Annotated in this window: 10 protein-coding genes and 1 pseudogene; 7 read left to right on the top strand and 4 right to left on the bottom strand. The window is 33.4% G+C overall.

Annotation, left to right across the window (positions count from 1 at the left end; all coding sequences use genetic code 11):
• The first annotated feature begins 2 nt into the window (after positions 1-2).
• Together murQ and DCS95_RS17700 are read left to right on the top strand one after the other, a co-directional pair.
• Entirely contained in the window at positions 3-818 is an 816-nt protein-coding gene (gene murQ / locus DCS95_RS17705) for an N-acetylmuramic acid 6-phosphate etherase (protein WP_116772127.1), read from the top strand.
• Positions 819-1,025: 207 nt separating this feature from the next.
• A complete protein-coding gene (locus tag DCS95_RS17700) occupies positions 1,026-1,766 on the top strand; it encodes a tyrosine-protein phosphatase (RefSeq protein ID WP_116772126.1) in 741 nt (246 codons plus the stop codon).
• Between the two features lie 9 nt (positions 1,767-1,775).
• On the opposite strand, the gene DCS95_RS17695 is transcribed toward DCS95_RS17700, so the two are convergent.
• The 4 genes and pseudogenes from DCS95_RS17695 to DCS95_RS17680 all read right to left on the bottom strand — a co-directional run bounded on the left by DCS95_RS17695 (position 1,776) and on the right by DCS95_RS17680 (position 8,014).
• Complete coding sequence (locus DCS95_RS17695; protein ID WP_116772125.1) at positions 1,776-4,142, bottom strand: GumC family protein; 2,367 nt, start codon at positions 4,140-4,142, stop codon at positions 1,776-1,778.
• Positions 4,143-4,175: 33 nt separating this feature from the next.
• Positions 4,176-4,952, bottom strand: coding sequence for a polysaccharide biosynthesis/export family protein (locus DCS95_RS17690; RefSeq protein ID WP_116772124.1), 777 nt, complete (start codon positions 4,950-4,952; stop codon positions 4,176-4,178).
• 32 nt (positions 4,953-4,984) lie between these two features.
• Positions 4,985-6,929, bottom strand: a pseudogene (locus tag DCS95_RS20700) (polysaccharide biosynthesis protein).
• A complete protein-coding gene (locus tag DCS95_RS17680) occupies positions 6,926-8,014 on the bottom strand; it encodes a DegT/DnrJ/EryC1/StrS family aminotransferase (RefSeq protein ID WP_116772123.1) in 1,089 nt (362 codons plus the stop codon). Before DCS95_RS17680 ends, DCS95_RS20700 begins: the two are co-directional and overlap by 4 nt.
• Positions 8,015-8,299: 285 nt before the next feature.
• On the opposite strand from DCS95_RS17680, the gene DCS95_RS17675 reads away from it, so the two are divergent.
• From DCS95_RS17675 to DCS95_RS17655, 5 genes are all read left to right on the top strand, one after another.
• Positions 8,300-9,697 (top strand): nucleotide sugar dehydrogenase, encoded by a 1,398-nt coding sequence (locus tag DCS95_RS17675; protein ID WP_116772122.1) that lies wholly within the window; start codon positions 8,300-8,302, stop codon positions 9,695-9,697.
• On the top strand, positions 9,694-10,719 hold the full coding sequence (locus tag DCS95_RS17670) for an NAD-dependent epimerase (RefSeq protein ID WP_116772121.1): 1,026 nt from the start codon (positions 9,694-9,696) through the stop codon (positions 10,717-10,719). The genes DCS95_RS17675 and DCS95_RS17670 overlap by 4 nt, the downstream gene beginning before the upstream one ends.
• Before the next feature lie 160 nt (positions 10,720-10,879).
• Positions 10,880-12,238, top strand: coding sequence for an MBOAT family O-acyltransferase (locus tag DCS95_RS17665; RefSeq protein WP_244178488.1), 1,359 nt, complete (start codon positions 10,880-10,882; stop codon positions 12,236-12,238).
• Positions 12,239-12,241: 3 nt separating this feature from the next.
• On the top strand, positions 12,242-13,177 hold the full coding sequence (locus DCS95_RS17660) for a hypothetical protein (protein ID WP_116772119.1): 936 nt from the start codon (positions 12,242-12,244) through the stop codon (positions 13,175-13,177).
• Between the two features lie 145 nt (positions 13,178-13,322).
• Complete coding sequence (locus DCS95_RS17655) at positions 13,323-14,315, top strand: SDR family oxidoreductase (protein ID WP_116772118.1); 993 nt, start codon at positions 13,323-13,325, stop codon at positions 14,313-14,315.
• Positions 14,316-14,422 lie beyond the last annotated feature (107 nt).

Raw genomic sequence — 14,422 nt, 5'->3', positions numbered from 1 at the left:
ATATGAATACACTTAAACCAACAACAGAACAATCATCAAATTATGACGACTTAGAAAAAATGACCGTTAACGAGTTACTTGTTAGCATGAATCAAGAAGACAAGTCCGTTCCGTTAGCTATAGAAAGAGCCATCCCCTCCATTCAAAACTTTGTTGAGCAAACATTAGTTAGAATGAAAAAAGGAGGTAGATTATTTTACATTGGTGCCGGTACAAGCGGTAGACTTGGAGTTTTAGATGCTTCTGAATGTCCACCAACATTTGGGGTTTCAGATGATTGGATTATTGGTTTAATCGCCGGCGGAGACAGGGCATTAAGAAAAGCTGTTGAAAATGCCGAGGATGATGAAACTATGGCTTGGAAAGACCTTGAAGTTTATAAGATTAATGAAAACGATGTATTACTAGGTATAGCGGCATCGGGCTCAACACCCTATGTGATTGGAGGGTTAAAAGCTGCTAATGCCAATGGCGTACTTACAGGAAGCATATCATGCAACACAAATTCATTAGTTTCCAAAATAGCAAAATGCCCTATGGAATTAATTGTAGGTCCAGAATTTGTAACAGGAAGTACAAGAATGAAAGCGGGTACGGCCCAAAAGTTAGTACTAAACATGATTTCCACATCTATCATGATCAATCTCGGTAGAGTTAAAGGAAACAAAATGGTAGACATGCAACTATCCAATAAAAAACTGTTTGACCGTGGCACAAAAATGATAATGGAAGAATTAGAAATAGATGAGAATCTTGCTAAATCCCTATTATTGGAACATGGTAGCGTTAGAAAATCGATTGAGTACTATAAACAATAAAATAAGCACACATAGAATTAAAATAGAACGTAGATTGCATACTTAGGTAAATTAAGGGTGATTACTTAATTTTACCTTATCAAAATGCTATTATGCTAATTTCCGTACACTTTTCAAGACTTATTGTACCTCAATTCACCTGAGGCACTATATTTATTGATAAGATAATTCCTGTATCGGTAAATAATTAAAATCTAATTCAAATTTATGTTCAACTTTTTTTCTAAAAAACATTTTTTAATTGATCATCTTGAAGGGTTTATAGATATTCACAACCACATATTACCGGGTATTGATGATGGTGCAAAAACAGTTGAAGAATCTATTGAACTAATTAAAGGTTTTAACGAATTTGGGGTAAAAGATTTCATTTGCACCCCTCATATAATGGAGAATTATTATCCCAATACTCCTACAACTATTCAAAGTTCGTTATCGTTATTAAGGAATGCTTTGAAGATGAATAATCTTGAGCATATTAACATTGACGCTGCTGCAGAACACATGATAGATTCGGGTTTTGAATCAATTTTAAGCGAGAATAATGTGATGCCGTTGTCCAAAAACTACCTGCTAATTGAAATGTCTTATTTACAGGCTTCGATAAATTTTGATAGTGCTGTTCAAAAAATAAAGAGCTCTGGCTTATTTCCAATTTTTGCTCATCCTGAGCGATATGCATATTTGCATAAAAATCTAAGTAGCTATTCTCGATTTAAAGAGATGGGTCTACTGTTTCAAATGAATATATTATCACTAACTGAATACTATGGTAAAGAGGTAAAACAAGCAGCATTATGGTTATTAAAGAGTAATCAATTCGATTTCTTGGCTTCTGATATTCACAAAGTATCTCAGTTACAAGAGTTAAAAAAAATAAGCATCAACGAAAAAACATTGATGCTTATTAAACCTGTTATTGAAAAAACGATTTATAATTTTAAGTAAATTAATTATTTAAAATTTCCACCATTTTTTACTTGTTTTGCTATATCCATAACCGTATTTCCCTCCATATCCTAATTCATCTAAAGTAACATCATTGACAACAAAAGATATACCTTTTAATTTGCCTTCATCACGAAGATTAATCGGGAATTTTACAGCGGCTTCATCAGTAACCCCTGCTCTCGTTACATATATAATATGATTAGCATAAGGAGCTATTAACAAGGTATCGCTCACCACCATCATAGGTGCTGTATCCACTATAACATAATCGTACAATTCCGAAACTTCATCTAACAACCTCTCAACTTTAGAGCTCATAAGAAGCTCTGCCGGATTTGGCGGAATTTTCCCTGAGTAGATAACATCTATTGTATTATGATGTACTAACATAGGTCTAATAATATCCTTAGTATTTATTGAATCATCCAAAAGATATTCTGTTAAACCTGCATCCTTATTTCTTGAAGGTGTCTTTAGCTTATCCACTGAATCTCCAGAGAAAAAAGTATATAATTTTGGATTTCTTATATCAGCCCCAACCAATAAAACTTTTTTATCCGTACTCGCTAAAATCATTGAAAGATTTGTAGAAACAAAGGTTTTTCCTTCTCCGGGCGTACTTGAAGTTACGTAAATAATATTATTTTTATTCTGATTAGTGGCATGTTTAGTTTTTATAAGGAAATCTAGATTAGTCCTAATTATCCTTAAAGCTTCTGCTAAAACTGAACGATCGTCATTAATAATAATCTTATTATCTTTTTTTGAAAGTCTAGGTAATTCCCCTAAAACTGGTATATCTTTTAAAAGAACCTCTAAACTATGCTTATTGTGTATCTTAGTATCTAACTGGTCTTTTACAAAAATTAATCCAAACGGCAATAATAACCCAAGCATTAAAGAAGCTAAATAAGTAATAGTCTTTTTGGGTTTTACCGGAGTAGGACTCGACACAAAAGCTTTATCTATAATATTAGATTTTGGAGCTGCAGACGCAAATGCAATCTGTGACTCTTCTCTTTTTTGTAACAAATACAAATAAAGTGATTCTGTAGTTTCTTGTTTTCTTGTAATGTTTCTTAATTCTCTTTGATTTTCTGGTGCAGAATAGATAGTTCCTTGAATTCTACCTAATTGACTTTGAAGTGTACTAACGTTCATACCAACATTGCGTTCAAGGGAATTTAAACTGGACTGCATTGTACTTTTAATACCATCTAATTGTTCATCTAAATTAACAATCATTGGATTTCTTTCATCAGCACTCTTTAATAAACGTTTACGCTCTGCTACTAATGTATTATATTGTATTGTAGCTTGGCTTAAGGCTCCACTTCCCACATCTACTACAGGCATTTCATCATAACCTGTTTCACCGCTCACATAATCTTTTAAACCACTAACCATTTCAAGCTGTACCTTGGCATTTTCTAAACTCTGCCGGCTACTCGCACTAACTTGTACAGCAGCACCAACCTCAATTCCAGAACCGGTCATCCCCTTCTCTGTCAATAATTCTTGTGCATCTTTATCGACATTAGTTAAGGTACCGGATATCAACTGAATTCGATTATTGATAAACTCCGAAGTAGTATCTGCTATACGGCGCTTTTCCTCTACTGCGTTTCTATTATAAACTTCTATTAATTTGTCAATAATATTTCTTGCTTTTTCCGGTATAGGACTTACCATAGAAACATTTAAAATGTTTGAAAATTCTTCTGTTACAGAAATCGAAACTGCAGCTTTAAATGCCCTTGCTACACTCTCAACCGTGTTTATTGAAACATGATAGTCTTTACCAATTAATCCCTTTGGATCCTTAACATTAGGTGTAATTACCATGTCTCCCATTGAAGTTGGTATACCATTTCCAAAAGAATATATTCTTGGAGGAGTTCCCTCTGTTTCCGTAAAACTAAATGTAGTTGCAGAAGTAAACTCAATGAAAAAACTGTATCTAGAATTATAAACAATAGAATCTGCTGAAATAAAATTAATCTTGATTGGAGGATTAGTATATACTTCAGAATTAATGACATTTCCTAAAGCCTTTATCGTAATATTTGCCCCTAATTCTTTAACCACTTCAATAAAATTAGACCTAGAACCTAAAATCTCTATTTCATCCTCTACCTGTTTAGATGTTCCACCCATTATATTCAAATCTTGAAAAACCCCAAGCTCACTACCTGAATTTTTTTCTTGAACTATCTGTATCTGAGATTGTACATTATATTCAGGAATGGTGTATCTAATATTAAAATAGGCAGCAACTATAGCTAATAGACCACATAAAATAAACCATTTCCAATGTTTGGCATAAGTTTCAATAATATTCTTAATATCCTCTTTCTTTTCTGAAAAACTCATAGTAAATTAAGTAATGATGTAAAGATTCCTGTATTATCTTGTAAGAAGAATAACTGCTGTAGTAATGACTAAAGATGCAATCGACACGGTTAGTCCTGCCCGATTATCTAATGTAGACTGCGAAACCGCAGATTTATTCGGTTCTACATATACAACATCATTTTGAGTCAAATAATATACAGGTGAATTTAAAGAAGCTTTCTTTGTAAGGTCAATACGTGTATACACTTTGGTTCCATTGAAATCCCTTATAACAAGTACATTATCACGCTTACCTTTTATTCCAAGGTCATTGGCTAGACCAATAGCTTCTAATACCGTTATCTGCTCTCCATTCACCTGATAGGTACCAGGGCGATTAACCTCACCCAAAACGGTAACGGTAAAATTTCTTAATCGAATATTAATAATCGGATCTTTTAGATATGGTAGCAATTTTTCACTTAAAAGTTGTTTAGTCTCTTCAGGTGTTAGTCCTACTATTTTTATGGCTCCTAAAACCGGAAAATCTATTTCTCCATTTTTATCCACAATATAATCTAACTGCTGTGGCTGGCTATAACTGCCTTCGCCTGCGGTTGAGAACAAATTAAATGGTATACTGGCCGTCGGATCCAATGTTGACACATTAATACCGATTACGTCATCAATTTTAAAAGTATTTTTATGACTATTATCACTCACAATAGTTTCATAGTCAGCAGCATCTTGAAAATATACTATATCTTCACTCGACCCACATGAGCCCATAAAAATTACTAATATTATAAGAAAAAATGGTAGTCGTAAAAAATGCTTTAGTGTTCTCATATTTCTATTTAATTAATTTATAGTTGTCAATTTTATGGTTGGACAATTTTTAGTTTAGCAATTTTTGAAGCTTTGTCACTTAAATCCTTTTTAGCTGCATCCAATTCGCAAAAATCAGAATTTTGAGACACGTATTCCGGAACTATTTCTTTCATCAATTTAATTGTATTACCACTAAAAAACATATTGGTAATACACAGTTCATCAATTTTAGATCTCACTTTAGCATACTCCACATCACGTACTTTGCTAATTTTAATTTTCTGATGATATGTCGGTAAAGTATTTTCACCATTGGCCAACAATTCTTCGTAAAGCTTTTCTCCTGGTCGTAAACCAGTGATTTTTATGTCTATATCCTCCGGATACTTAAGCCCAGAAAGTTTGATCATATTTTTGGCCAAATCAAAGATTTTCACCGATTCACCCATATCGAATATAAATATTTCCCCTCCTTCACCCATAGCTCCTGCTTCCAAAACTAGTTGAGAAGCTTCCGGTATGGTCATAAAATATCTAGTAATTTCTTTATGGGTTAAGGTCAACGGACCACCTTTTTCAATTTGTTTTCTAAATAAAGGTATCACAGAACCATTAGAACCTAATACATTTCCAAAACGAGTTGTAATGAACTTGGTTTTATTTTCCTTCTGCATACAACTAATATACATTTCTGCAACTCTCTTAGTGGCTCCCATGACGTTAGTAGGGTTTACTGCCTTGTCCGTAGAAACAAAAACAAATTTTTCAACACCATGCAAAATAGAAAGGTCCGCTACATTTTTAGTTCCTCCAACATTAATTTTAATAGCCTCATAAGAATTATATTCCATTAACGGAACATGCTTATAAGCAGCTGCATGAAAAACTATATTAGGTTTATGCTCGCTAAATAAAGCATTCATTCTATTCTTATCACGAATATCGGTTACAATAGGAATAAAATTATGAAAGCCATTTTGCTTTAATTCTTGCTGAAGATCATACAAAGCAGATTCTGCAGAATCTAAAACAATTAGTGAATTATAAGAGTAATTACATATTTGACGTACAATTTCACTTCCAATTGATCCTGCCCCGCCCGTAACCATAATAGATTTATTCATTAACTCCATGGCTATCTTACTATTTTTTTATAGTAATGGGCGCTCTATCCAACAAGTCTTCTATTTGTACCTGCTTAATTTGAGAAACCTTAAGCTCACCATTGATCCAATCTTCTATTGGTGGTACAATTTTAACCACAATCGGTAAATCAACAAGACCCTCAACAGTTTTTCTTAACTTTATAGAGTCAATATTCTGGATAGAAAATATAATTTCAGAGATATTATTTTTTACTATGAACGCTTCGGTCAAGGTTCTTCTACCAAAAACAGGTACTCCATTAATATTTTTACCTATTTTTTTGGCATCTCTGTCTATATATCCTATTACTTTATATCTACTTCTCGTATTATTTGCTATGGCACTATGTGTTAAAACACCAGAGTCGCCCGCACCATAAATAATAATATTCTTTGTAACCTTAATATTACTATTCATCTTGTTATAAAACGATTTAAAAACAAAACGAGAAGCTACCAATCCAATAAAAGTAATTAAACTATTAATGATTATGATGGACAAAGGAATGGTAAATTCATCCAACATTCCTAATTGTCTATTGGTTAAGACCACAAATATTACAAGGATACTAAAAAAACAAACTGCATTAAAAATATTATAGACATCGCGTACTCCGGTATGTCGTACAACACCCTTATACGAACCAACAATTAAAAAGGCAATTAAAGAGGATATTGCCACCAATGGAATTTGAACCAAAAAATTATGAATATCAAAATTTAAGGTTAAATTAAAACGAATAAAATAAGATAGTACAAATGAAAAAACTACCGTAAGTAAATCTATACCCAACACTAGCCATTTAGAAGCGTAACGTTGCGCATTATAACTAAGGTACTTTTGTATCATGATAAAACGGTTTTGATGGTTGTTACTATACGTTCCAATTCTTCACTAGTCAGATTAGAACCACTAGGCAAACAGAGACCCCTATCAAATAATGTTTCAGAGGTTCCATCCACAAAATGTGGGGTGTCGCTAAAAACAGGCTGTAAATGCAAAGGTTTCCATAATGGTCTCGATTCAACATTCTCTTCTAAAAGTGCCAATCTAAGCTGTTCTCTTGTTTCAAATGACGGTGTTAAGATACAACTTAACCATCGATTCGAGAAATACCCTACCGGTTCGTCTAGAAATTCAATTTCAGCAAATTGTTCTAAATGCTCTCTATAATATAAGAAATTGGCCCTGCGAGCGCTTACTCTATCCTTCAAAACTTGCATTTGCCCACGACCAATACCCGCTAGCACATTACTCATTCTATAATTATACCCTATATTCGAATGTTGATAGTGTGGCGCCTCATCTCTAGCCTGTGTTGCCAAAAATATAGCCCTATCGGTATGGTTTTTGTTTTTTGAGACTAAGGCACCTCCACCAGAGGTAGTTATAATTTTATTTCCATTAAATGACAATATACCTATATCGCCAAAAGTACCACAAGCAATATTGTTAAAGGTACTCCCTAACGCTTCGGCACTATCCTCTAAAACAGGAATTTTAAATTCATCTGCAATTTTTCTTATTTCGGTTACTTTATAAGGCATACCATATAAGTGAACCGCTATAATTGCCTTAGGCTTTTTACCCGCATCAATTCTTGTTTCAATCGCCTTTCTTAATAAATTGGGCGACATGTTCCATGTTTCAACCTCGCTATCCACAAATACCGGAGTAGCACCCAAATAAGAAATAGGGTTTGCAGATGCTGAAAAGGTAAAACTTTGACAAATGACTTCATCACCTTTACCTACACCCAACAATTCTAACCCCAAGTGAATAGCCGCCGTACCAGAACTTAATGCAGCTACATGAATATCTTCTCCAAGCTTCTCTTGTATTGCTTTTTCAAAAGCATTCACATTTGGACCTAAAGGAGCTATCCAGTTGGTATCAAAAGCCTCTTTGACAAAATCTTGTTCAGTGCCTCCCATGTGTGGAGAGGAAAGCCAAATTTTAGTAGGTGCTGAAATGGTTTTCAATAGTTGTCAATTTAGGATTACAAATATACAGTCAAAGTTAACTATACTTATCATGACAAAAGAGATTTTATATTATATTTCGTTTAATACATGTAAATTATCGGTTAAATGAAATGCATATCCCATTAATCGGTACAACCTGTTTTTAAACGTCTAAATAACGAATTCATCTATAATATATTTCTTAATCGGTCGTTATTTTTTAATCTTTGCTTTTTTAATTCCCATAATCCATTCATGAAAAATATTACAAAAATTTGTTGTATCGGTGCCGGTTATGTTGGTGGACCAACCATGTCGGTAATCGCAAAACAATGCCCAGAAATACAAGTTACCGTAGTAGACATCAATAAAGACCGCATTGACCAATGGAATACCGATGATCTTGATACATTACCTATTTATGAGCCAGGTTTAAAAGAAATTGTAGGTGAAAGACGAGGAAAAAATCTCTTTTTCTCTACAAAAGTCGACAAAGCTATTGATGAAGCTCAAATGATATTTATATCGGTAAACACCCCTACCAAAACATATGGCAAAGGCAAAGGGCAGGCTGCAGATTTAAAATTTATCGAGCTATGTGCTCGTAATATTGCACAAGTTGCTAAAGATGACAAGATTGTTGTGGAAAAATCGACACTGCCGGTAAGAACCGCGCAAGCCATTCAAAATATTTTAGATAATACTGGAAATTCTGTAAAGTTTGAAATATTATCGAATCCAGAATTTCTTGCAGAAGGTACCGCTATTGAAGATTTAATACATGCCGACCGTGTACTTATCGGTGGTAATGACACACCTAGTGGGCAAGCTGCAAAAGACGCACTAAGTGCTGTTTACGAACACTGGCTGCCCAAAGAACGTATTTTACAGACCAATGTATGGTCGTCAGAGTTATCTAAATTGGTTGCCAATGCATTTTTGGCACAACGTGTTTCCTCCATCAATACCATATCGGCTTTGTGCGAAAAAACAGATGCAAATATTCAAGAAATCTCTAGGGCAATAGGTTTCGATAGTCGCATTGGCCCTAAATTCTTAAACGCTTCGGTGGGTTTCGGTGGGTCTTGCTTTCAAAAAGATATTTTAAACCTGGTTTATATTGCAAGGTCATATGGGCTCACGGAAGTTGCCGATTACTGGGAGCAGGTCATTATTGCCAATGATTACCAAAAGAGCCGTTTTGCCGAGAATATTATCTCTAGCTTATACAATACCATTTCGGGCAAAAAGATCATTATATATGGTTGGGCCTTCAAAAAAGACACGAATGACACCAGAGAATCTGCTGCCATTGCCGTTGCAGATGCTTTATTGGAAGAACGTGCAGAAATTATAGTCTATGACCCTAAAGTCTCAGAAGAGCGTATTTATGCAGATTTAGATTACTTAAACACGAGGTCTCCAGAAGAAAACAGAAGGTTGTTAAAAGTAACCAAAGAACCTATTGAAGTTACAAAAGAAGCACATGCAATTGCTATTTTGACCGAATGGGACGAGTTTAAGACTTATGATTGGAAAACGATTTATACTCAAATGCTTAAACCGGCCTTTGTATTTGATGGTAGACGACTTTTAGATACCGATACTATGAAAACCATTGGCTTCAACTATTACAAAATAGGGCAATCATGAAAATATTAGTTACCGGTGCTGCCGGTTTTATCGGTTTTTTCGTTTCAAAGAGCTTAATAAAGAACGGGCATGATGTGGTCGGTTTAGACAATATCAACGATTATTATGACGTTAATCTTAAATATGCTAGGTTATATGAACTTGGCATACAAAAGGAAGAGGCCAAACATTTTAATGTATTGACAAAAAGCACCACTCACTCTGCTTTTGCATTTATAAGATTGGGACTTGAAGATCGCGAAAATTTACCAAAACTGTTTAAAGCACAAAAGTTTGATGTGGTCTGTAATTTGGCAGCACAAGCCGGTGTTCGCTATAGTTTAGAAAATCCGGAAGCTTATGTAGATAGTAATGTAGTGGGTTTTCTTAATATTTTAGAATGCTGTCGCAATTACAAGATAAAGCATTTGGTATACGCCAGTAGCTCAAGTGTATATGGGTTGAATGAAAAAATTCCGTTCGAAACTACCGATGCCGTTGATCACCCTGTAAGTTTATATGCGGCCACCAAAAAGAGTAATGAGTTAATGGCGCATTCCTATAGCCATTTATACGGATTTAAAACTACCGGATTGCGATTCTTCACGGTCTATGGCCCTTGGGGCAGACCAGATATGGCCATGTTTTTATTTACAGATGCCATCGTAAACGATAAACCTATAAAGGTTTTTAATAACGGAAAGCTTGAACGCGATTTCACTTATATAGACGATATTACCGAAGGCGTGGTTCGTATAATTCAAAAACCGGTTAAAGAACAAGTAGAAAAGAAAGGCGATTTTAAAATCTATAACATTGGTAATAGCAAATCCGTAAAATTAATGGATTTCATAACCGCCATTGAAGAAAGTTTAGATACTGTAGCCAAAAAAGACATGTACCCTATGCAACCTGGCGATGTTGAGAAAACATGGGCCAATGTAGATGACCTAATAGCAGATTATGATTACCGCCCCAATACCCCTATTAAAGAAGGTGTTCAACAATTTGTTGACTGGTATAAAGGTTATTACCAAAAATAACACTCATTATTATTGCATTTAAACAAAGTAGAAAGTACTTAAATATTGCATTCATCTATTATAATTTATAACCAATCTAATTTCCAACAACTTGATATAAATGCTTTTTAACTCTTTTGAATTTTTAATTTTCTTTCCTATTGTTTTTATCTTGTATTGGATGCTACAAAACAATTTTAGATTACAAAATATTTTACTTTTATTAGCTAGTTATATTTTTTATGCATGGTGGGATTATAGATTTCTATCCTTAATTATTATTAGCTCTTGTATAGATTATATTGCAGGTTTACAAATTTTTAAGGCATCCAATCAAAGTCGAAGAAAATTCTGGCTTTATGTAAGTCTCATTGCAAACTTGGGTTTTTTAGGAGTATTCAAATATTACAATTTTTTTGCTGAATCTTTCTCTCAACTTATGAATCAGGCTGGTTGGCAACCAAATGACCTTACCCTAAATATTATTCTACCTGTAGGGATTAGTTTCTACACCTTTCAAACTTTAAGCTACACTATAGATATCTATAGAAAAGATTTTCAACCTACAACGAATATCCTATCCTTCTTTACCTATATCGCCTTTTTTCCACAACTAGTAGCCGGTCCAATAGAAAGAGCATCCAACCTGCTCCCACAAATGGAAAGAAAAAGAAACCTAAGTAAAGAATGGATCAAAGAAGGACTTGTACAAATTGTCATTGGATTATTTAGAAAAATTGTGATTGCAGATACAATTGCGGCCTATGTGGATTTAATTTATGCTGATGTAGGTATATACAATTCTTCCAGCATTTTATTAGCAACTTTTCTATATGCATTTCAAATATATTTTGATTTTGCAGGATATTCTGATATAGCCATTGGCAGTGCTAAACTTTTAGGCTTCAAATTTCATCAAAATTTTAACCTTCCTTATTTTTCAAAGTCTCTTACAGAATTTTGGCGCAAATGGCACATGTCTTTATCATTTTGGTTACGAGACTACTTGTATATTTCCTTAGGTGGTAACCGAAAGGGAATTAAAATCACCTATCGAAATTTATTATTAACTATGCTGCTAGGTGGTTTATGGCATGGTAGTTCTTGGAATTTTATTATTTGGGGCGGTATTCACGGATTTGTATTGGCAATAGAGAAATATATAAAATCTAAATCTTTTTCCATTAAACTCAAACCCATAAATTTTTTAGGATATCCAATTACGTTCGCTGTGGTTTTATTAGCATGGGTTTTTTTTAGAGCTCAAAATTTAACTATCGCTACAATAGCTATTAAAAAAATTCTCTTGTTTGAATGGACTTTACCTTATATGGGAGATATTAATGCCTTAGCTAATTCCGTTTTACTTTTGACCTTGGGTATAATTTTTGATTATTATCTGTTTAAAAAGAAGATAACCTTAGAACTATTAGGAAATCAATTTAATATAGTAAAAACATCCTTTATTTGCTCATTTACCATTCTACTTATCATCTTATTTTATTCGACTTCAAATAACTTTATTTATTTTCAATTTTAAATAATGAATACAAACGTTCGAAACTATTTTATAAAAATAATTGCGTTGATTTTAGTTGGCTCATACCTAATGGATAAAATTGCGTTTGTACTATTAAACTCTATTAGCGATGAGGTGTATTCAGGTCAGAGTATCGGTAAATTAAATCAATTCCTAGAAATTAAAGATGAATTAGATTTTATAGTTGTAGGGAGTTCAAGAGCTAACCACCATGTAGACGTTAGTAAAATACACGACAATAGTTTTAATATTGGATTAGATGGCACAAAAATGGCTTATGCCTCCACTCTTATAAAAACACTCTCTAATAAAGAACAAGTTATTCTAATGCATATCTCCCCAGAAACTGCTTTTTCAGAAAGTTATAACGGAGACGATGTACAATCATTAAAAAGTAAATACAATAGAAATAAGGCTATAAAAAATGAAATTGATTTCCTTAAAAAAAACAATCCTCTTCAAAATTTTTATTGGAGTCTTGGATATACCGGGTCTATATTAGGAATGATCAAAAACATATACTTTCCAAATTATGATTACACAAAATATAAAGGCTATGACCCACTAGTAGTTAATTCTAACCAAAAAGAAATTTTAGAAAAAATTCTAAAGAGAAACACTACAAAACCTTGTAAAAACAAGCTAACATTAAATCCAATATATGCACACTATTTAACTGAATTAGAAATATTCAGTAAACAAAACAATAAAAGAATAGTTTTATTTACAGCACCTATTTATAATGATGTTTGTAAATCAGACAATCAAAAACTTCAAAAATTTCTTCAAAAATCAACTTTTGAATATATTGATTATACTGATTTCTTTAAGCACAACAATACTATTGATTTATGGAAAGACAGAACCCATTTATCTGATAAGGGCGCTCAATTATTAACATTTCAATTGAAGAAAAAAATAAATATAAAATCAAATTAATTTTTGCAACTTTTAACCAGAAAACAATTTAAAAATCCAACTTCAATAAATACATGGATATTTATCGAATAAACTGATGCATTCATATACTATAATTGTTGATTATAAGTTAAATTATACATATTTGCAATCTCAAAACATATAAATGAATTTATACAATCTCGATTCAAAATTTCACATATTAGTTACAGGTGGTGCCGGCTTTATAGGGTCTAACCTTTGTAACGCTTTATTACAAAATGGCAACCAGGTTACTTGTTTAGATAATTTTGCTACGGGCAAACGCGAAAATGTTGCACCTTTAGCACAAAATCCGAAGTTCACGTTACTAGAAGGTGATATAAGAAATTTAGCCGATTGCCAAAAAGCATGTGAGGGTGTAGATTATATTTTGCACCAAGCCGCCTTAGGATCTGTACCAAGATCTATTAACGACCCTATTACCAGTAATGATGTTAATGTGGCCGGGTTTTTAAATATGTTGGTCGCCGCACGAGATGCCAAAGTAAAACGCTTTATTTATGCCGCAAGCTCATCTACTTATGGTGACTCAACCAACATGCCTAAAGTAGAGGATATTATTGGCAGACCCCTTTCCCCCTACGCTATTACAAAATATGTAAATGAATTGTATGCTGATGTTTTTAGCAAAACCTACGGCATTGAAACCATTGGTCTACGTTATTTTAATGTTTTTGGCCGCAAACAAGATCCAAACGGTGCCTATGCAGCCGTTATTCCAAAATTTGTAATGCAGTTAATGCAGCACGAATCGCCGGTAATTAATGGCGATGGTTCTTTTTCTAGAGATTTCACCTATATCGACAACGTTATTCAAATGAATGTTCGCGCTATAATAACCGACAACCAAAATGCATTAAATACCGTATATAACACAGCATTTGGCGAACGTACAGATTTAAATGAACTAACCGCGCTTTTAAAAGAATATTTAGGGGCTTATGACCCTAAAATAAAAGAAATTAAAAATGTGTATGGTCCTACCAGAGCTGGTGATGTACCACATTCCTTGGCATCGGTAGACAAAGCAAAGGCATTACTTAGTTACGACCCCAAATATGATATAAAAACCGGACTTAAAGAAGCGGTGAAATGGTATTGGGAGAATTTGAAGTAAACTTTAGAGTTAGTACATAAGTATGGTTACTGAGCGTAGCCGAAGTAAAAATATAAAAAGTTGCTTGTCGCAACTAACTAATAAATTACGGTTATTTATTATAGCCG

It is taken from the genome of Maribacter litoralis (assembly GCF_003075045.1).
In the GTDB taxonomy this organism is placed as follows: Bacteria; Bacteroidota; Bacteroidia; order Flavobacteriales; family Flavobacteriaceae; genus Maribacter; species Maribacter litoralis.
The sequence above is the reverse complement of the archived record's forward strand: the minus strand, read 5'-3'. Positions and strand labels throughout refer to the sequence as shown.